This window comes from Pseudomonas sp. M20 (genome assembly GCF_045037865.1).
In the GTDB taxonomy this organism is placed as follows: Bacteria; Pseudomonadota; Gammaproteobacteria; order Pseudomonadales; family Pseudomonadaceae; genus Aquipseudomonas.
On the sequence record NZ_CP173611.1, the window covers coordinates 1,009,955 to 1,026,924 of the forward strand.

Genomic DNA, 16,970 nt, shown 5'->3' on the forward strand with positions numbered 1-16,970 from the left:
CTAAATGATCGGAGGATTCTTACAAGGGAGGAATTGTTTCTTTATTAGTGGAGGAAGTTTCAACGCCGGGTGGCTTTGGGTTTGCGCACCGCGGGGACGGCCGAGGCGTTTGCGGCCGGCTTCCCGTAAGCACCGATGATGGCCATAATTGCGGCTTAATCCTTGGCTGCTTCACTGACGTTTTTCCTGCGGAGTTCCCATGCACGTACTGGTTTGCGAAGACGATGAGCTGATCGCCAGCGGTATCGTCGCCGGTCTCACGGCTCAGGGTTTGACCGTTGAGCACGTCAACACTGCGTCGAAGGCGCGGGCGATGCTCAAAGTGGCCGAATTCGACGTGATGGTGCTCGATCTCGGCCTGCCCGACGAAGATGGCCTCAAATTGTTGCAACAACTGCGTCAGAGCGGCCTGGAAATTCCGGTGCTGATCCTGACCGCGCGCGACTCGGTGACCGACCGTGTCGATGGCTTGCAGGCCGGGGCCGACGATTACCTGCTCAAGCCGTTCGATCTGCGTGAACTGTTCGCCCGTCTGCAAACCCTGCTGCGCCGAGTCGCCGGACGCAGCGTCAACCTGATCGAGCACGGCGCGCTGACCTACGATCCGAGCAGCCGCGAAACCACCCTGGCCGGGCAACCGGTGGACTTGTCGCGCCGTGAGCAATCGCTGTTGCAGGCGCTGCTGCACAATCGTGGCCGGGTGCTGTCCACCGAGCAGTTGAAAGACAGTGTCTACGGCTTCAACGATGAGTTGGAAAGCAACGCGTTGAACGTGCACATCCATCACCTGCGCAGCAAATTGGGCAAGGGCATCGTCGAAACGGTGCGCGGTCTGGGCTATCGCCTCGGCCCGGCTGACGGTGGAGATCAAGGCAAGTGATGAGCCTGCGACTGCGCCTGAGCCTGACCCTCGGCGCCGCGTTTGCGCTCATCTGGGCGCTGGCGGCGGCCTGGATGCTCAGTGACCTGCGCAATCAGATGATGTTCTCCCTCGACCAGCGTCTGGTGGCGTCGGCGCGGATGGTTGCCGGGCTGCTGGAACAGTTGCCGACACTGCCGAGCAAAGGCGAAGGCACCCATTTCAGCGCCGAACAACTGAATATCCCCGGTGGTATGGCCTGTCAGGTCAGCTCCTTGCGCGGGGAAATTCTTGCGCGCAGCCACAACAATCCCGAACAAGCGCTGGAAGCCGAGAAGATGGGCTTCCATGACCAGATGATCGACGGTGCGCCGTGGCGCAGCTTTACCCTCGCCCGAGGCGATGTGCGCATTACCACCGCTGATCGGCAGATCGAACGCGAGGCGCTGAACATGTCGATCCTGCTGGCGGCGTCGGTGCCGGTGGGTGTGGCGTTGCTCGGCTGCCTGTGCCTGTTATGGCTGGGCATCGGCCAGGGGCTGGCGCCGCTCAACCGTCTGCGTGAAGCGTTGATGCGGCGCAATGCCGATTCCCTTGAGCCGCTGCAGATCCAGACCTTCCCCAGCGAATTGAAGCCGCTGCTTGAAACGCAAAATCAGTTGTTTCAACGCATCGGCAAAACCATCGAGCGCGAGCGGCGCCTGACCGGTGACGCGGCGCATGAACTGCGCAGCCCGCTGACGGCGATCAAGACTCACCTGCAAGTCGCGCGCATGACCGATGGCAGCGCCCGCGATCAGTCGCTGGCGCGGGCCGAGGAAGGCGCCGATCGCTTGCATCGCACCCTCGAACAACTGCTGTTGCTGGCGCGGGTCGAGGGCAGTCTGTCGTTCGATGACGGTTCGCAATGCAGCGCCGAGCAAGTGGCACGCCTGGCGATTCAGGACGCCACGGGTGGCGAGCGCTTGCGCATCAAACTGCAACTGCCAGGCGAGCTTTCCACTGCAGCGCTGCAGATGCCGGCCGTGCTGTCGATTGCGGCGCTGCGCAATCTGCTCGACAACGCCCTGCGTCATACCCCCGAGGACTGTGCGGTCGAGCTGAGTCTGGAAACCATTGGCAACCGCGTACGTTTTGTCGTGCGCGACCATGGCCCGGGGATTGCGCCGGATGATCTGCAACACCTGACTCAGCGCTTCTGGCGCAACGGCCAAAGCACCGGTTGCGGCCTCGGCCTGGCGATTGTTCAGGCGATCGTTCAGCGTTGCGACTGTGCCCTGCATTTCGACAGCCGTCCGGATGGCCTGCGCGTCGAACTGACCATGCCGTTGCAACCCGTCTAACCCCAGCACAGTGTAGGAGCTGCCGAAGGCTGCGATCTTTTGATTCTGTTTTTCAAGATCAAGATCAAAAGATCGCAGCCTTCGGCAGCTCCTACAGGAAATCGCGCCAGACACATCAAATGTAACTTCTCGGCGTTCGCCATCCGGCCCGCGTGGGGGTAAGGTCATCGCAGCTTTGACTCAATGGATTGAGGGAACTGCGCCATGGAAGCACCCATCTGTATTCGTCCGGCCACACTGGCCGACGCCAGCATCATCAGCCGCATCATCGAGCGTTCGATCCGCATCGGTTGTGCGCCCGATCACCGTAATGATCTATCACTCGTCAGCCAATGGATCGGCCTGCAAACCGCCGACTTCATCAGTGCTCGACTGGCCGATCCGCACTTCTACCTCTGCATTGCGTTGTTGCCGGACAAACCGGTCGGTGTCGGCATGGCTCGGGCCAGCGGCGACATTTTGCTGTGTTATGTCCAGCCAGAGTCATTTCGCCGGGGCGTCGGGCGAGCGCTGATGTTGGATCTGGAAGGCTGGTTACGGGTTCGCGGTGTTTCTCACGCTGATCTCAACAGCACGCACACCGGCCAGGCATTTTATCGGCGTCTGGGCTATCACAAGTCAGCGCCGCCCCTCGAATGCAACGGCTTGCAGACCCTGCCCATGCACAAGTCGCTGGTAGCATCGGGCTGACAACTCGATCACGGGCTAAATCCTCGGGCCCCTTAAGCGTTTCCAGAACAGGAAAACCTGCAAGTGCGCCCCGCGATCGGAATGCGCACCTGTCCGGTGTGCTGTTTTGGTCACTATCCATAGCCAATTGAGGGGTCGAGAGATGTCAGTCGCCACCAGCCTTATCGAAGAGTCGTCGGCCCGGGTTACCTCGGCGCCGGCCGAAACGCTGTACCAGTTCAACGAATCGCCATTGCTCGCCCGTCAGGCCCGGCAGGAATCCAACGCGCGCAGCTATCCGCGACGCATTCCATTGGCACTGAAGCGCGCCAAAGGTCTGTATGTCGAAGACGTTGAAGGGCGTACTTTCATCGACTGCCTCGCCGGGGCCGGCACGCTGGCGCTGGGGCATAACCACGCGGTGGTGATCGAAGCGATCCAGCAGGTGCTGGCCGATGAATTACCACTGCACACCCTCGACCTGACTACGCCGGTCAAGGATCAGTTCGTCCAGGATCTGTTCGGTCTGCTGCCATCGGCCCTCGCGGCTGAAGCGAAAATCCAGTTCTGCGGGCCGACCGGCACCGATGCCGTAGAGGCGGCATTGAAACTGGTACGCACGGCGACCGGACGCAGCACCGTGCTGTCGTTCTCCGGGGGTTATCACGGCATGAGCCAGGGCGCATTGAGCCTGATGGGCAGCCTGGGGCCGAAAAAGCCGCTGGGCGCCTTGCTCAGCAACGGCGTGCAGTTCATGCCGTTCCCGTATGACTACCGTTGCCCGTTCGGCCTCGGTGGCGCAGCTGGCGTGAAGGCTAACCTGAGTTACTTGGAAAACCTGCTCAACGATCCCGAGGCTGGCGTGCAATTGCCAGCGGCGGTGATCGTCGAAGCGGTGCAGGGCGAGGGCGGGGTGATTCCGGCAGACATCGAGTGGTTGCGCGGCTTGCGTCGGATCACCGAGAAGGCCGGTGTGGCGCTGATCGTCGACGAGATTCAGAGCGGTTTTGCCCGCACCGGCAAGATGTTTGCCTTCGAACATGCCGGTATCACTCCGGATGTGGTGGTGTTGTCCAAAGCCATCGGCGGCAGCCTGCCGTTGGCCGTGGTGGTCTATCGCGACTGGCTCGACACCTGGCAGCCGGGCGCGCACGCCGGCACGTTCCGTGGCAATCAGATGGCGATGGCGGCAGGCTCTGCGGTAATGCGTTATCTGGTTGAGCACAAGGTCTGCGAACACGCTGCTGCCATGGGCGAGCGCCTCAGTGAGCACCTGCGCATCCTGCAGCGCGACTTCCCGCAAATGGGTGATATTCGGGGTCGTGGGCTGATGCTCGGGGTAGAGCTGGTCGAGCCGAACGGCCCACTGGATGCGCTCGGTCATCCACCGGCGTTTGCGCGACTGGCGCCGCTGGTGCAGCGCGAATGCCTCAAGCGTGGGTTGATTCTGGAACTGGGCGGCCGGCATGGCGCGGTGGTGCGTTTCCTGCCGCCGCTGGTGATTACCGCTGCTGAAATCGACCATGTTGCGGAAATCTTCGGTCGCGCTTTGGCCGCCGCCACCGCGTCGCTGTAAATTTTTCGCCGCGCCGAACGTTCTTTCTACATACCCGGCTGCACCCCTCGTGCAGCCCACCTTACAACGATGGAGAACCAGCATGACGTCAGTATTCGACCGCGAGGACATCCTCTTTCAGGTCGTGGTCAACCACGAAGAGCAATACTCGATCTGGCCGGACTACAAAGCCGTGCCGCAAGGCTGGCGCACCGTGGGCAAGAGCGGCCTGAAAAAGGAATGCCTGGCCTACATCGAAGAAGTCTGGACTGACATGCGTCCGCTGAGCCTGCGCCAGAAGATGGAAGGGCAGGCCGCCGTGCAATAAACGGCCGGGCAAAAACAAACCCGCTGGACTGGTGACAGTCAGCGGGTTTCTTTATGGCTGGAGTTTGTGTTGTCTTTTAGGGCCTCATCGCTGGCAAGCCAGCTCCCACAGGTATTTTGGTGATTATAAAATCTGAGTTCACCGAGAACCCTGTGGGAGCTGGCTTGCCAGCGATGAACGATAACGCGGTGCAACTCGAATCACGCCCCGCTCAAACCCTTTAGCAGCAAATCCACATTGCCTTCCAGCTCCGCCACCGGATCCGCTGCATCGGTGCTCAACACCACCAGATGACTGCCCGACTCGGTAATTGCCGCTTTCACCGCGTCCGATGGCTGCCGATGATGCAGCACCACCGCGACATCATTGTCCTTGAGCGTTGCCGTGAGCTTTTTCAGATCCTCTGGCGTCCACTCGGTATCAGGTCGCGGATCCTCGCCGATCAGCTCCAGATTGAGGCTGCCGATCAAATAACCGAAGTGATCGCTCAGGCTCATGACGCTTAAATTGTCCGCACTGGCCAGACGCGCTTCGCTATCCGCGCTGAGCTTCAACAAACGCTGCTTCAACGTCGCCAGGTTGGCCTCGATTTTCGGCTTGGCGCTCGGTGCCAGGCGCACCAGATCCGCCGCCATCACATCCGCCATGCGTCCCATGTTGTTGCTGGCCAGCCAAGGCTGGCTGTTCAAGCCGTCGACCTTCAGATCCGGTTGTACGGCAATGCCCGGCAGGGCGCCGTCGATCGGGCGCGCCGCATCAACTTCAACGATGCGGATATTGCTGCGGCGGGCGATCGGGTACAACTGATCATCTGGCCACAGCGAGCGCACACCAATGACAGCATCGGCACCGGTTGCCAGTTTGCTCAGGGCCGGAGCGCCACGCCCTGTGAAGTAGGCACTCTGACGACTGCCCGGCAGGTTCGCTGGCGCCGCGCGTTCGAGATTGACATCAGTGCCCTTGAGCAGCGCTTCCGCCAAGCCAAAGGTGATCGGCAGCGAAGCCAGTACCTGCAGCGGCTTAGCTTTTTCGGCGGCCATCAACGGCGAGCAGACCACACCGCACAGGGTCATGGCCAAGGTCAGTTGTCGCAGTGAAAAAGTCATTTATCCAAGATTCCCTTTCAGACTCGGGACAACCCCGCGCGCAATGGCGGCGAGGGCGAAGGCAATGCCGGCGACCAGAATGATCGCGGCGCCGGATGGAATCGGCAGATCGAACACGATGGGCGCAAGAATCCCGCACAACGTGCTGACCGTGGCGATCAGCACCGAACACCAGAAGAAGCCCTTGAGCGACTGACTGAGCAAACGCGCCGCCGCCGCTGGAATCACCAGCAGCGCGCCGACCAGAATCGCACCGATGACTTTCACCGCGGCCACGGTGATTAGCGTCACCAGAATCACGAACAGATAATCCAGGGTTTTCACCGCCACCCCGCGTACTGCAGCCAGTTGCGGATTGAAGCTGGCGAGCATGATGCGGTTGTATAGCGGCAGGGCCAGAGCCATGACCAGGGAACCGACGATGGCCAGCACCGCCAGATCGTTACCGTTGACCGTCAGCACTGAACCGAACAGCACGTTCTCGAGAATGTGCACGTTGATCTTGCCCGCCAGAATCAACAGCAGACTCGCGCCGAGTGCCAGCGACACCGACAGAAACACGCCAATCAAGGTGTCCGGCGCCAGACCGGTGCGGTTGCGCAGGTAATTGAGCAGAATGCCGAACAGCAGGCAGTAACCGAACAGGCTGCCATAGGGGCCGGTGTAGGGTTCGCCGAGCAGGATGCCGATGGCTACACCGGTCAGCGCAGCGTGGCCCACCGCTTCGGAGAAAAACGCGAAGCGCTTGACCACCACCAGCGTGCCGAGGCCGCCGAGCACCGGGCCGATCAGCAAGCCGGCAAGCAACGCATTGACCACAAAACCGTAGGCCAGCGCTTCCGGCAGATAGCCGGACGAGGCCCAGCCCTGCACCATCAAACGAAAGGCTTCGTAACTCATCAGGCAGCGCTCCGTGGATGGGTCGAAAACAGCGTCAGCAGGCGTTCCGGGGTCAGTGCCTGTTGTGGGGTGGCGTCGAACAGCACGCGGCGGTTGAGGCCGGTAACGCGACTGGCCAGACGCCCGACTGCTTCCAGATCGTGCTCGATCCACAGCACCGTGATGCCCGCCGCGCGCCAGTCGCCGAGCAGGCGTTCAAAGACTTGAATCCCGGCTTCATCAAGGGCCGACATCGGTTCATCCAGCACCAGCAGTTGCGGCGCCGGAATCAAGCCTTGTGCGAGCAGAACGCGCTGCCGCTCACCGCCGGACAACGCGCCCATGCGCCGCTTGCGTTTGTCCTGCATGCCGACGCGCTCCAGCGCTTCGCCGATAGCGCCCGCGTAACGCTTGCTCAAACCGAGGAATGCCGGGCGTCGTTGACACATGGCGGCCATGAAATCGTCGACGGTCATTGGCAGGCCGCGATCGAACTCCAGCGCCTGCGGTACATAACCGATGGTGCCGGGCTCGCCGGGCCATTGCAGACTGAGCTGGCCCTGATGTGGCATCTGTCCGAGCAAGGTCTTGATCAGTGAACTCTTGCCACCACCGTTAGGGCCGACCAGGGCATGCACGCTGCCGGGCTGCACCTGGAAGGTGACGTTGTCGAGGATTGTCGTGCGACCGAGCGTCAGAGAGACTTCCGCAAAATCTAGAGTCGGTCCCAATCCTTGTGGGAGCGAGCCTGCTCGCGAATGCGGTGTGTCATTCGATAAAGATGTTGGCTGGCCCGGCGCCTTCGCGAGCAGGCTCGCTCCCACAGGAGACTGGAGTTCGTTCGAGATCGTTTCTCTGGAGGTCATGCGCCAGACTCCTGAATCGCCCGCACTACGGTGTTGAGGTTGCCGGTCATTTCCTTTTCGTACTTGTCGGCGGTGTATTCGCCATAGGAAATGTGCGACAGCGGGTACAGCTTCACGCCGGACTCACGCTGAATCGTTTCGACGTAGGTGGAGGGAAAATCCATCTCCGAAAAGATCACTTTCACGTCCAGTTCACGCAACTGGTCGATGGTCTTTTTCAACTGACTCGGGCTCGGCTCAATGCCGTGCGCCGGTTCGACCACAGCGGTCACTTCCAGGCCGAACTCCCGCAGCAGATAGTCGTAAGCCGCGTGCACCGTGGCCACGCGCAGTTCGGCGTTCGGCGCCTGCGTCAGCTTGGCCAGAGCATCGGCGCGCATCTGCCGCAGGCGTTTGCCGTAGGCGCGGGCGTTCTGTGTATAGGTCTTGGCGTTGTCCGGATCGAGCTTGCCCAGTTCGCGGGCAATGTTGTTGACCTGGGCGATGGAGGCGCTGATCGACAGGAATGTGTGCGGATTGACCACTTTGCCGGCGCCGCGTGCGGCGACCCCGGTGGCGGCCAGCAATGGCACGTTTTCGTTGGCTTCGATGGTTTTGATGTTCGGCGTTTCACTGGCGGCGATCATGCGGTCGGCGAAGTCGTCATGGCCGACACCATTGAGCACGATCACATCGAGGCCGCTGATGCGTTTGATGTCTTCGGCGCGTGGCTCGTAGGCATGCGGGTTGAAACCGGCCGGGATCAGCGGCACCACCTCGGCTTTGTCGCCGACGATGTTCGCCACATAGCTGTAATAGGGGTGCAAGGTAATGCCGATGCGCAGGCGCTTGGCCTGATCGGCGCTGGCCAGCGGACTCAGCAGGCAGGCACAGAGGCCGAGCAGAAACCAGCGTAACAATGGACGGCGCGGTGATGAAATAGACATGGGCAAACGGTCTTCTCTCGGATGGGGGCGAGGAATCAATGGCGATGTTCGCGGGTAACCCCGGCATCGTATTGCGCGACGATCTGTTTCCAGCCGGCGGCGGACAGGGTGGCTTCGGTCAAGTCGGTGGGCACTTGCAGGCTGGCATCGCGGTTGAGCCAGATGTCCGCAGCGGCCTTGTCATCGCTGCTCAACAGCATGACGAACGAGCCGGCGATGGCCGGGCTTTGGCTATGGCCGAAATAGGCCGTGTTCGCCAGTAGCTGCCAGGCATGACCACCACGACTGACCGAACTCGCGTCCTGGGCAAACGGCGCGAAGCCTTCGTCGGCCAGATTTTGCGGTGTCGGCAGGGCTTGCTGTTCTTCGCGCAGCAAGCGGATTTCGTCGAAGGTCACCCGCAGGTCGGCGTAGATGCCTTGCTCGGCAGCGCTGAGGTCGCGGCGCGCGTCGAACTGGTGACTGGCGACGGGCTCCGGTTCATGGGAAACCCCGCGCCACGCGACGACAGAACCAGCAACCGCGAGGATCAACAGGCACAACAGCAGGACATTGAGGGTTTCATGGCCGGCACCGGCCGGGCGCACGATTTGTGTGGTTGGCGTACTCATGGGGATTCGATATCCGCTTGGTCGATTTCGACCACGTGGCCTGGGCCTGCGTCGAACAGCACATAGAACTCGGCGCCAGGTTTCTTGAACGTCAGGGTCGAGTCGCTGCCAAGCTTGCCCGGCACCAGAATGGTTTCGTCGTAGCCGATCACATCGAGGGTCACCCCCGGCGCACCGCTGCCGTCGGAAAAGCCACCGGTGCATTTGATCTGCTCGGCATCGATGGCTTTGCATTCGCACATCGGGTTGTGGGCGAGGGCGCCGGCGCTGAAGCCGGCGCTCAGCACCAGCAGCGCAGCACTCAGGTGCAGGCGAAAAGGGCGGTGAGAGCGGGTCATGGTTTGGCTCCTTGTTTGCTCAGCCAGGCGATGGTGGCGGGGGAGGCCTGACTCAGGGGAATCGAGGCCTGATGCATGCTGCCGTCCCAGCCTTCCATGGTGATCCACAGTTCGGCGTCGGCTTTGGTTTTTTCCGGCACTGGCAATTGCGCGCCCATACGGTAGGGCGTACCGAAGAAAATCACCCCGGCGGCGCGCAGGCTGCGGGGTTTGCCGATACGCAGGTAGGTGGCCTTGACCTGGTCGATGCAGGCATCGCAGAGGGCGGCGTTGAAACCTTTCATATGGCCGGCCGGGCCTTCGAGGCGCGGCGCTTCGTTGCGCAACTCGGCCAGGCGCAGGCTCCAGGGACCGACGGTGACTTCGCCGACGTCCCGTTCCCCGAGGCCGATGTCGCCACGAAACAGTGCGGCGTCGGCGAAGTACTTGGGCATGAAGCCCAGCGGGATCAGGAGCAACAGCACGTTGATGTGAAAGCGCCATTTGTACCAGAACAGGCTCAGGCGCGACGGTTGCGGCGCAGCAGTGGACTTGCTCACAGGTTGACCTCCGACGCTTCACGGTTCATGGCCGGTTGCGCCTGAACGCGGGATTTCTTCGACTCACGCTTGAGCGCATTGGCCGTGGCCAGCGCGGTGCGTTTGGTCCAGATCAACAAGCCGCTGAGCACCATCATGCTCAGTAACAGGCCGAAGAAAAACCAGATCAGCTTGATCCACAGCCCGCCAAAATCACCGGTATGCAGGGGACGCATGGATTCGGTGACGAACTCCAGCGAAGTGCGATCGGACAACAGACGCGAAGCCGCCACGTCCCCGTTGAACGGGTTGAGCGTCGCGGTCTGGAACATCAGCGGATACCAGCCACGGCCGCCGAGGCTCATATGGCTATAGGCGTTCCCCGGCAAGCTGACGAAGCTGACTTCCAGGCCGGGAATTTTCTGTTGGGCGACTTCGATGGCACGATCCAGACTGATGCGTGGCGGTGGTGTTCCGTCAGCCGAAATCGGCACGGCTTCACGGGCCATCGCCGGAATGATCGGCTCGCTGGAGATGGAGATGTGGTTATCGAACAGCATCGCTTCGATCAGGAACCAGGTGCCGGTGACCGAGATCACCGCAATAAACCAGATCGACCAGATACCGCTCAGGCGGTGGAAGTCGCCCCAGAAAATCCGCGCACCGTGGCGAAAGCGCAGGGTCGGGCTAAAGAAACCCTTCCAGAAGCGTTTATAGACCACCAGTCCGGTGATCAGCGAGGCCAGCAACGGCAGACCGAGGAACGACACCAGGTACCAGCCCCAGCTGTAACCATTGGTGAACGGCACCAGCCACCAGCCATGCAGGGCACGGGTGAAGGCCTTGAAGTTGAAGTCCGGTGCACCGCCCTGAATTACGCCGGTGTACGGATTGACATAAACGGTCTGCGCGCGTCCATCGGGGTAGCTGACCTCGACGTCCAGGGCGAAATGCGATTCGTCGGGGCGGCTGATGCTCTGCACGACCGTTTGCGGTTCGGCCTTCTTGATCGCGGCGAGAACCTGGTCATAGCTGAGCAGCGGCGCATCGTCGGCAGGCTGGCTGGCGCGCATCTGCGGGTTGGCCAGCCAGACGATTTCCTGGCTGACCACCGCCAGAGTGCCGGTGACGCAGACGATCAGGACAAAGAACCAGATCGGTAGCGCCAGCCAGCTATGAACGAGGAACCACAGTTTGGAGCGGGATTTCTTCGACATGATTGCGCGTCTTGATAGCGGTGAAAGGGCGCGTGGCTACGGGCTTCGCAGCACGGGGACCCTGAAAGACCGGACGTGGCTTTTGCCTACGCGAACGGCCTGCATCTATATAGGACGGATGAGCGCGGAAAATCCCGAAAGATGATATGAAAGCAAATGTTTCCCAATTCGCAGGGTGTGACGAGATCCCACTGTAGGAGCTGCGGCACGCTGCGATCTTTTGATCTTGATCTTTAAAAACAAGATCAAAAGATCGCAGCCTCGTTGCACTCGACAGCTCCTACAGGATTTTGCGGTCCGGCCGATCAAACACGATTCATGATCCACGCCATCACTCTCTGCCAATTGATGGCCGACCCGCGCTGCCTATCATGGGAATCACCTGATTTCTCTGAGTGAGCGCCTTGATGACCGCCAGAACCCTCTACGACAAACACATCGATTCGCACACGGTGTGCTGCCTCGACGATCAGGGCCATGTCCTGCTGTATATCGATCGTCAGGTGATCAACGAATACACCAGCCCGCAGGCCTTCAGCGGTTTGCGCGCGGCCGGGCGCGAGGTCTGGCGGCCGGGCACGGCGCTGGCGGTGGTCGATCACGTCAACCCGACCACGCCTGTGCGCATCGCGGCAATGCCTGATGCGGGCGGCGCGCGGCAAGTGTCGTATCTGGCGGAGAACTGCCGGGACTTTGGCATCGAGTTGCTGGACATCCTCGACAAACGTCAGGGCATCGAACATGTGATCGCCCCGGAGCAAGGGTTCATTTTGCCGGGAATGGTCATCGCCGCTGGCGACAGCCACACCACTACCTATGGCGCACTCGGCGCTTTCGGTTTCGGCATCGGCACGTCCGAGATCGAGCATCTGCTGGCCTCGCAGACCTTGGTCTACAAACGTCTGAAAAGCATGCGCGTGACCGTGGAGGGCGATCTGGCGCCGGGCCTGACCTCCAAAGACGTGATCATGGCCCTGATCGGCCGCATCGGCGCTTCCGGGGCCAGCGGGTACGCCATTGAATTCTGCGGCTCGACCATCGATGCCTTGAGCGTTGAAGCGCGCATGACCATCTGCAACATGGCCGTCGAGGCCGGCGCGCGCGGCGCATTCATGGCGCCGGATGAAAAGGTCTTCGCCTATCTCAAGGGCAAGCCGCGAGCGCCGCAAGGCGAGTTGTGGGAGCGGGGCGTGGAGAAGTGGCGCGAATTACGCAGTGATCCGGGCGCGGTGTTTGACCGCGAGATTCGCCTCGATGCCAGTGTGCTGGAACCGATGGTCACCTGGGGCACCAGCCCCGATCAGGCTGCCGCGATCGGTGCGCGAGTCCCGGATCCGCAAGCGATCAGCGATCCGATCCTGCGTCAGGACATGCGCCGCGCCCTCAACTATATGGGCCTGGAAGCGGGCATGGCGCTCAGCGATATCGTCATCAGCCATGCCTTTATCGGTTCGTGCACCAATGCGCGAATCGAAGACCTGCGTGATGCCGCCAGCGTCGTGCGCGGGCAGCAAGTGGCAGAGCATGTGCGGGCGATGATCGTTCCCGGCTCCAGCGAAGTTCGCGCGCAGGCCGAGGCCGAAGGGCTGGCGCAGATCTTTATCGACGCCGGGTTCGAATGGCGGCAGTCCGGCTGTTCGATGTGCCTGGCGATGAACGACGACGTCCTCGCCCCCGGCGACCGTTGCGCGTCGAGCACCAACCGCAACTTTGAAGGCCGTCAGGGCGCTGGCGCCCGCACTCACTTGATGAGCCCGGCGATGGTCGCCGCCGCTGCGATAAGCGGTCGACTCACTGATATCCGCCACTTTGGAGAACGCTCATGAGCCTGCAACCTTTCACCCAGGTCAGCGGTCAGGCCGCGCCGTTATTGGCGGCCAATGTCGACACTGACGTGATCATGCCCAAGCAGTTCCTCAAAGGCATTGATCGCCATGGACTCGATCGCGGCTTGTTTTTCGATTTGAGGTTTCTGCGCGATGGCAGCCCCAACCCCGATTTCGTTTTGAACCAACCAGCGTGGCAGGGCGCAAGTTTTCTGCTGGTCGGGCCGAATTTTGGCTGCGGTTCCAGCCGCGAACATGCGGTCTGGGGCTTGCAACAGATGGGCATTCGCGCGTTGATCGGCAGCAGTTTTGCCGGGATCTTCTACGACAACTGCCAGCGTAACGGGGTGTTGTTGATCACCCTGGAAGAAGCGCAGGTGCAACGTATCGGACAGCTTGTCGGTCAGGCTGAAACGGCGCGGATCAGTATTGATCTGGAGGCCCAACACATTGGCCTGGCGGATGGCACGGTGATCGAATTCCAGATTGATACCCTGCGTAAAACCGCGTTGCTGCTGGGACTGGATGCCATCGGCAGCACCCTGCAACGGCGCGAGCAGATCAAAACCTTCGAACGCCAACACCTGGCCAACAACCCGTGGCTCTCCTGACCCACCGCTGATCCCCTGTAGGAGTGAGCCTGCTCGCGATAGCGGCGGATCAGTCAGAATTGTTGTGTCTGACACACCGCTATCGCGAGCAGGCTCACTCCTACAGGGTTTTGTGTTGTTTCGGGTTACAGCGACAGGCTTTTGAAATGCGCCTGCAAAAACTCCACACACGCGCGCAACTTCCCCGAATGCGCCAGCCGCGTCGGGTACACCGCCCAGACATTGGCGCTCTGGCTGTAATCGTCCAGCACCTGCACCAAGCGTCCTTGGTCCAGCAGCGGCTTCACATCCCACAACGAGCGCAACAAAAGCCCACGCCCGTCCAGCGCCCACTGCAAAACAATCTCGCCGTTGTTTGACGACAAGGGGCCGCTGACCCGCACGCCCTCTTGCCCGCCATCGCGATCCAGATTCCAGATGCCGAAGGCGTTGTCGCGCTCCTTGATCACCAGGCAATCGTGTTGCTGCAGGTCGTCCAATGTTTGCGGCGTGCCGCGACGTTGCAGATAACCGGGGGCGGCGCACAGCACGCGCCGATTGCTGACCAGACGCCGACCAATATGCTGGCCGGGAATGTCGTCGCCGACACGGATCTCCAGATCGAAGCCTTCATTGATGATGTCCACCACCCGGTCAAACAGGTCGAGGCGAATCTCCAGTTCTGGATAACGTTCGGCCAGCAACGACACCGCCGGGGCCACGTGATTGCGACCGAAACCGAAACTGCTGCAAATGTGCAAACGCCCACGCGGGCTGTCGTGGGCGTCGGACAGTTCGTCGTGCAGTTGCTGGAAATCATCGAGAATGCGCAATGCCCAGCGCTGCACGCGTTCACCATCCTCGGTGAGCGAGACGCGCCGGCTGGTGCGGTGCAGCAGGCGAGTGCCGAGGGTGGTTTCAAGAATCTGAATGCGTTTGCTGACGTAGGCCGGTGACAGGCCAAGTTCATCCGCTGCAGCCGCAAAGCCGTTCTTGCGGATTACGGTGAGCAGCACACGCAGGTCTTCGGGCAGGGGCACGGTGTCTTTCTTCTGGGACATGTCAAAACGAACACTGGCGGCGGCAGACGCCGCCAGCATAGCACTGAGATCTTGCGGCTCGGCTCAGCGCAAAAAGGCCAGTGCTTCGCCAAGCAGCAGTTCGGGGACTTCTTCGGCAATGTAATGGCCAGCGGGCACGGCCAGGCCGCTGACGTTGGTCGCCACTTGCTGCCACTCCTTGAGCGGATCGAAGCAGCGTCCGACCGTGCCTTCGGCGCCCCACAACACGCGCAGTGGCAGATTCAGATGATGCCCGGCAGCGATGTCGGCGCGGTCGTGCACAAGATCGATGCCGGCGCTGGCGCGATAGTCTTCGCAGATGCCACGGGCGCTGCCCGGTTGTTGCAGGCAGCGCAGGTATTCGCCGAAGGCTGCATCGGTAAACGGCTTGAGCCCGGCGCTGCGACTGCCCATCACGCTGCGCAGATAACTCTCGGGATCGGCTTCGAGCAAGGTTTCCGGCAGTGGCGCCGGACGGATCAGGAAGAACCAGTGCCAGTAGGCGCGGGCGAAGGCTTCGTTGGTTTGTGCGTACATCGACAGGGTCGGCGCGATGTCCAGCAGCATCATGCGCTGCACGGCGGCGGGGTGGTCGAGCGCCAGCCGATGGGCGACTCGTGCGCCACGGTCGTGAGCGAGGATAGAAAACTGCGCGAAGCCCAGCGACTGCATCAGCTCGACATTGTCGCGGGCCATTTCGCGTTTCGAATAATTTATGTGCAACTCATCGGCCACCGGGCGACTGCTGTCACCGTAACCGCGCAGGTCGGCGGCGACCACAGTGAAGTGTTCGGCCAGTTGTTCGGCAATCTTGTGCCAGATCACGTGGGTCTGCGGGTGCCCGTGCAACAGCAACAGGCCCGGGCCGCTGCCGCCGAGGCGGTAGGCAATGTCGACGCCGTTGACGTGGTGCTGGTCTTTGCGGAATCCGGCAAACATCGGGCTGATCCTTTTTCAGGGTTCTGGTTGGCTGCATCCTGAAATCGTCCGGCGTTTGCGGCAAGGGGCAAAGCGTGGTCGGCCGGTTCATGAAGTGTGTTGATGAGACTCGGGTTGCCAGTGCCGGCCCCTTCGCGAGCAGGCTCGCTCCCACAGGAGTCTTCGGTGTGACCACTCTCTATGCCACCCAACGAAACCCTGTGGGAGCGAGCCTGCTCGCGAAGAGGCCAGTCCAGACACTGAAATGCTCAACCCTGCTGAAACATCTCCATCGCCCGCTGCTTGATCTGCTCTTCAGTCAGATCCTCCTTGCGCGAGGCGAGAAACCACAGATGCCCGTACGGATCCTTCAACGTCCCGCTGCGATCACCGTAAAACTGATCCTTGACCTCGGACAAAGTCGTCGCTCCCGCGTCCAGCGCCCGTTGAAACGACTTGTCGACATCGGTCACATACAGATGCAAACCAACCGACACGGCTTGATCCGGACTGCTCAACGGCCCCTGATCACATGGCGAACCGAGCATGATCGCGCTGTCACCAATGCGCAGTTCGGCGTGGCCGATACCGCCGTCTGGCATGGCCAGGCGCATGACTTCGGTGGCGCCGAAGGCTTTTTTATAGAAATCGATGGCCTCGGCGGCTTTGTGGATGCCGAGATACGGGGTAATGCTGTGATACCCCTCGGGAATGGGTTTGACGCTCATGACGTTCTCCCTGATTTTTGTTCTATGAGATGTGGCTCCACCGGATTTGTGGAAGATTCACTATAGAACCGTCTTCGCCGTGCAAATTTTTGCCCGACGAGCGTCAGTCTTCGGGAAAGTGCGGCCCCGGTCCCTGTTCACCCAGAACATCGCCCTGATTACGCAGCGGGCAGGCCTCCATCGACAAACAGCCGCAACCGATGCAGCCATTGAGCCGATCGCGCAGTAGGGTCAATTGCTCGATCCGCTCATCCAGTTCGCGGCGCCATTGCTGCGAGAGGATATTCCAGTCGGTCGCGCTGGGCGCCCGATCATTCGGGAGGATTTTCAGCGCCTCGCCAATTTCCGCTAGTGGAATCCCCAGCCGCTGCGCAACCTTGATCAAGGCCACCCGGCGCAGCACTTCACGTGGATAGCGTCGCTGATTGCCTGCATTGCGCTGGCTCTTGATCAGGCCTTTGGATTCATAAAAGTGCAGAGCGGTGACGGCGACGCCACTGCGCGCTGCGACTTCGCCAACCGTTAACTGTTTGTGCACATTTTCTTTGCTGATCATCTGAAGACAGCTCTTGACCTTGACTTAACTAGAGGTTTTACCCTGCAGGTCTTCGAGTCGCAAGGCTCGTCTTACG

At 61.1% G+C, this 16,970-nt stretch carries 19 protein-coding genes; 7 read left to right on the forward strand and 12 right to left on the reverse strand.

Going from position 1 to position 16,970, the window contains the following annotated elements:
• Positions 1–199: 199 nt before the first annotated feature.
• The 5 genes from ACI514_RS04545 (at position 200) to ACI514_RS04565 (ending at position 4,754) form a co-directional block, all read left to right on the forward strand.
• Positions 200–880 (forward strand): response regulator, encoded by a 681-nt coding sequence (locus ACI514_RS04545; RefSeq protein WP_007908710.1) that lies wholly within the window; start codon positions 200–202, stop codon positions 878–880.
• The gene (locus tag ACI514_RS04550; protein ID WP_160058866.1) at positions 880–2,202 is read left to right on the forward strand and encodes an ATP-binding protein; all 1,323 of its coding nucleotides are present in this window, start codon (positions 880–882) and stop codon (positions 2,200–2,202) included. The genes ACI514_RS04545 and ACI514_RS04550 overlap by 1 nt, the downstream gene beginning before the upstream one ends.
• A 204-nt stretch (positions 2,203–2,406) precedes the next feature.
• A complete protein-coding gene (locus ACI514_RS04555; protein ID WP_160058865.1) occupies positions 2,407–2,892 on the forward strand; it encodes a GNAT family N-acetyltransferase in 486 nt (161 codons plus the stop codon).
• Between the two features lie 142 nt (positions 2,893–3,034).
• On the forward strand, positions 3,035–4,447 hold the full coding sequence (locus ACI514_RS04560) for an aspartate aminotransferase family protein (RefSeq protein WP_405123152.1): 1,413 nt from the start codon (positions 3,035–3,037) through the stop codon (positions 4,445–4,447).
• Between the two features lie 82 nt (positions 4,448–4,529).
• Positions 4,530–4,754, forward strand: coding sequence for an MbtH family protein (locus ACI514_RS04565; RefSeq protein WP_160058863.1), 225 nt, complete (start codon positions 4,530–4,532; stop codon positions 4,752–4,754).
• A 200-nt stretch (positions 4,755–4,954) separates the two neighbouring features.
• Here the strand turns inward: ACI514_RS04565 and ACI514_RS04570 are convergent, their stop codons facing one another.
• Genes ACI514_RS04570 through ACI514_RS04605 form a run of 8 tightly spaced genes read right to left on the reverse strand, consistent with a single transcriptional unit; the run spans position 4,955 to position 11,215 of the window.
• The gene (locus ACI514_RS04570) at positions 4,955–5,860 is read right to left on the reverse strand and encodes a metal ABC transporter substrate-binding protein (protein WP_405123153.1); all 906 of its coding nucleotides are present in this window, start codon (positions 5,858–5,860) and stop codon (positions 4,955–4,957) included.
• Complete coding sequence (locus tag ACI514_RS04575; protein ID WP_007917717.1) at positions 5,861–6,760, reverse strand: metal ABC transporter permease; 900 nt, start codon at positions 6,758–6,760, stop codon at positions 5,861–5,863. It lies immediately after the preceding gene.
• A complete protein-coding gene (locus ACI514_RS04580; protein ID WP_405123154.1) occupies positions 6,760–7,605 on the reverse strand; it encodes a metal ABC transporter ATP-binding protein in 846 nt (281 codons plus the stop codon). The genes ACI514_RS04575 and ACI514_RS04580 overlap by 1 nt, the downstream gene beginning before the upstream one ends.
• Positions 7,602–8,531 carry a metal ABC transporter substrate-binding protein gene (locus ACI514_RS04585; RefSeq protein WP_242205574.1) on the reverse strand — a complete coding sequence of 310 codons (930 nt, stop codon included), beginning with the start codon at positions 8,529–8,531 and terminating at the stop codon, positions 7,602–7,604. The genes ACI514_RS04580 and ACI514_RS04585 overlap by 4 nt, the downstream gene beginning before the upstream one ends.
• A 35-nt stretch (positions 8,532–8,566) precedes the next feature.
• A complete protein-coding gene (locus ACI514_RS04590) occupies positions 8,567–9,142 on the reverse strand; it encodes a DUF6162 family protein (protein WP_405123155.1) in 576 nt (191 codons plus the stop codon).
• Complete coding sequence (locus ACI514_RS04595; protein ID WP_405123156.1) at positions 9,139–9,480, reverse strand: hypothetical protein; 342 nt, start codon at positions 9,478–9,480, stop codon at positions 9,139–9,141. The genes ACI514_RS04590 and ACI514_RS04595 overlap by 4 nt, the downstream gene beginning before the upstream one ends.
• Positions 9,477–10,019 (reverse strand): thiamine pyrophosphate-binding protein, encoded by a 543-nt coding sequence (locus ACI514_RS04600; RefSeq protein ID WP_405123157.1) that lies wholly within the window; start codon positions 10,017–10,019, stop codon positions 9,477–9,479. The genes ACI514_RS04595 and ACI514_RS04600 overlap by 4 nt, the downstream gene beginning before the upstream one ends.
• Positions 10,016–11,215: a PepSY domain-containing protein gene (locus tag ACI514_RS04605; RefSeq protein WP_160058856.1), complete on the reverse strand. Its 1,200-nt coding sequence runs from the start codon at positions 11,213–11,215 to the stop codon at positions 10,016–10,018. The genes ACI514_RS04600 and ACI514_RS04605 overlap by 4 nt, the downstream gene beginning before the upstream one ends.
• A 407-nt stretch (positions 11,216–11,622) precedes the next feature.
• Here ACI514_RS04605 and leuC point away from each other — a divergent pair, with 407 nt between their 5' ends.
• Entirely contained in the window at positions 11,623–13,041 is a 1,419-nt protein-coding gene (leuC, locus tag ACI514_RS04610) for a 3-isopropylmalate dehydratase large subunit (RefSeq protein ID WP_405123158.1), read from the forward strand.
• The gene (leuD, locus tag ACI514_RS04615) at positions 13,038–13,652 is read left to right on the forward strand and encodes a 3-isopropylmalate dehydratase small subunit (protein WP_160058854.1); all 615 of its coding nucleotides are present in this window, start codon (positions 13,038–13,040) and stop codon (positions 13,650–13,652) included. Before leuC ends, leuD begins: the two co-directional genes overlap by 4 nt.
• A 125-nt stretch (positions 13,653–13,777) precedes the next feature.
• Here the strand turns inward: leuD and ACI514_RS04620 are convergent, their stop codons facing one another.
• From ACI514_RS04620 to soxR, 4 genes are all read right to left on the reverse strand, one after another.
• Complete coding sequence (locus tag ACI514_RS04620; RefSeq protein WP_202982142.1) at positions 13,778–14,692, reverse strand: LysR substrate-binding domain-containing protein; 915 nt, start codon at positions 14,690–14,692, stop codon at positions 13,778–13,780.
• A gap of 63 nt (positions 14,693–14,755) precedes the next feature.
• Positions 14,756–15,631 (reverse strand): alpha/beta fold hydrolase, encoded by an 876-nt coding sequence (locus ACI514_RS04625; RefSeq protein WP_160058852.1) that lies wholly within the window; start codon positions 15,629–15,631, stop codon positions 14,756–14,758.
• Between the two features lie 248 nt (positions 15,632–15,879).
• Entirely contained in the window at positions 15,880–16,338 is a 459-nt protein-coding gene (locus ACI514_RS04630) for a VOC family protein (protein ID WP_405123159.1), read from the reverse strand.
• A 103-nt stretch (positions 16,339–16,441) separates the two neighbouring features.
• Positions 16,442–16,894, reverse strand: coding sequence for a redox-sensitive transcriptional activator SoxR (gene soxR, locus ACI514_RS04635; RefSeq protein ID WP_160058850.1), 453 nt, complete (start codon positions 16,892–16,894; stop codon positions 16,442–16,444).
• Positions 16,895–16,970: the final 76 nt, after the last annotated feature.

What these genes read in the sequence shown, in the direction of transcription:
- ACI514_RS04545 (WP_007908710.1), top strand. Translation starts at nt 200, where the DNA reads ATGCACGTACTGGTTTGCGAAGACGATGAGCTGATCGCCAGCGGTATC.
- ACI514_RS04550 (WP_160058866.1), top strand. Translation starts at nt 880, where the DNA reads ATGAGCCTGCGACTGCGCCTGAGCCTGACCCTCGGCGCCGCGTTTGCG.
- ACI514_RS04555 (WP_160058865.1), top strand. Translation starts at nt 2,407, where the DNA reads ATGGAAGCACCCATCTGTATTCGTCCGGCCACACTGGCCGACGCCAGC.
- ACI514_RS04560 (WP_405123152.1), top strand. Translation starts at nt 3,035, where the DNA reads ATGTCAGTCGCCACCAGCCTTATCGAAGAGTCGTCGGCCCGGGTTACC.
- ACI514_RS04565 (WP_160058863.1), top strand. Translation starts at nt 4,530, where the DNA reads ATGACGTCAGTATTCGACCGCGAGGACATCCTCTTTCAGGTCGTGGTC.
- ACI514_RS04570 (WP_405123153.1), bottom strand. Translation starts at nt 5,860, where the DNA reads ATGACTTTTTCACTGCGACAACTGACCTTGGCCATGACCCTGTGCGGT.
- ACI514_RS04575 (WP_007917717.1), bottom strand. Translation starts at nt 6,760, where the DNA reads ATGAGTTACGAAGCCTTTCGTTTGATGGTGCAGGGCTGGGCCTCGTCC.
- ACI514_RS04580 (WP_405123154.1), bottom strand. Translation starts at nt 7,605, where the DNA reads ATGACCTCCAGAGAAACGATCTCGAACGAACTCCAGTCTCCTGTGGGA.
- ACI514_RS04585 (WP_242205574.1), bottom strand. Translation starts at nt 8,531, where the DNA reads ATGTCTATTTCATCACCGCGCCGTCCATTGTTACGCTGGTTTCTGCTC.
- ACI514_RS04590 (WP_405123155.1), bottom strand. Translation starts at nt 9,142, where the DNA reads ATGAGTACGCCAACCACACAAATCGTGCGCCCGGCCGGTGCCGGCCAT.
- ACI514_RS04595 (WP_405123156.1), bottom strand. Translation starts at nt 9,480, where the DNA reads ATGACCCGCTCTCACCGCCCTTTTCGCCTGCACCTGAGTGCTGCGCTG.
- ACI514_RS04605 (WP_160058856.1), bottom strand. Translation starts at nt 11,215, where the DNA reads ATGTCGAAGAAATCCCGCTCCAAACTGTGGTTCCTCGTTCATAGCTGG.
- leuC (WP_405123158.1), top strand. Translation starts at nt 11,623, where the DNA reads ATGACCGCCAGAACCCTCTACGACAAACACATCGATTCGCACACGGTG.
- leuD (WP_160058854.1), top strand. Translation starts at nt 13,038, where the DNA reads ATGAGCCTGCAACCTTTCACCCAGGTCAGCGGTCAGGCCGCGCCGTTA.
- ACI514_RS04620 (WP_202982142.1), bottom strand. Translation starts at nt 14,692, where the DNA reads ATGTCCCAGAAGAAAGACACCGTGCCCCTGCCCGAAGACCTGCGTGTG.
- ACI514_RS04625 (WP_160058852.1), bottom strand. Translation starts at nt 15,631, where the DNA reads ATGTTTGCCGGATTCCGCAAAGACCAGCACCACGTCAACGGCGTCGAC.
- ACI514_RS04630 (WP_405123159.1), bottom strand. Translation starts at nt 16,338, where the DNA reads ATGAGCGTCAAACCCATTCCCGAGGGGTATCACAGCATTACCCCGTAT.
- soxR (WP_160058850.1), bottom strand. Translation starts at nt 16,894, where the DNA reads ATGATCAGCAAAGAAAATGTGCACAAACAGTTAACGGTTGGCGAAGTC.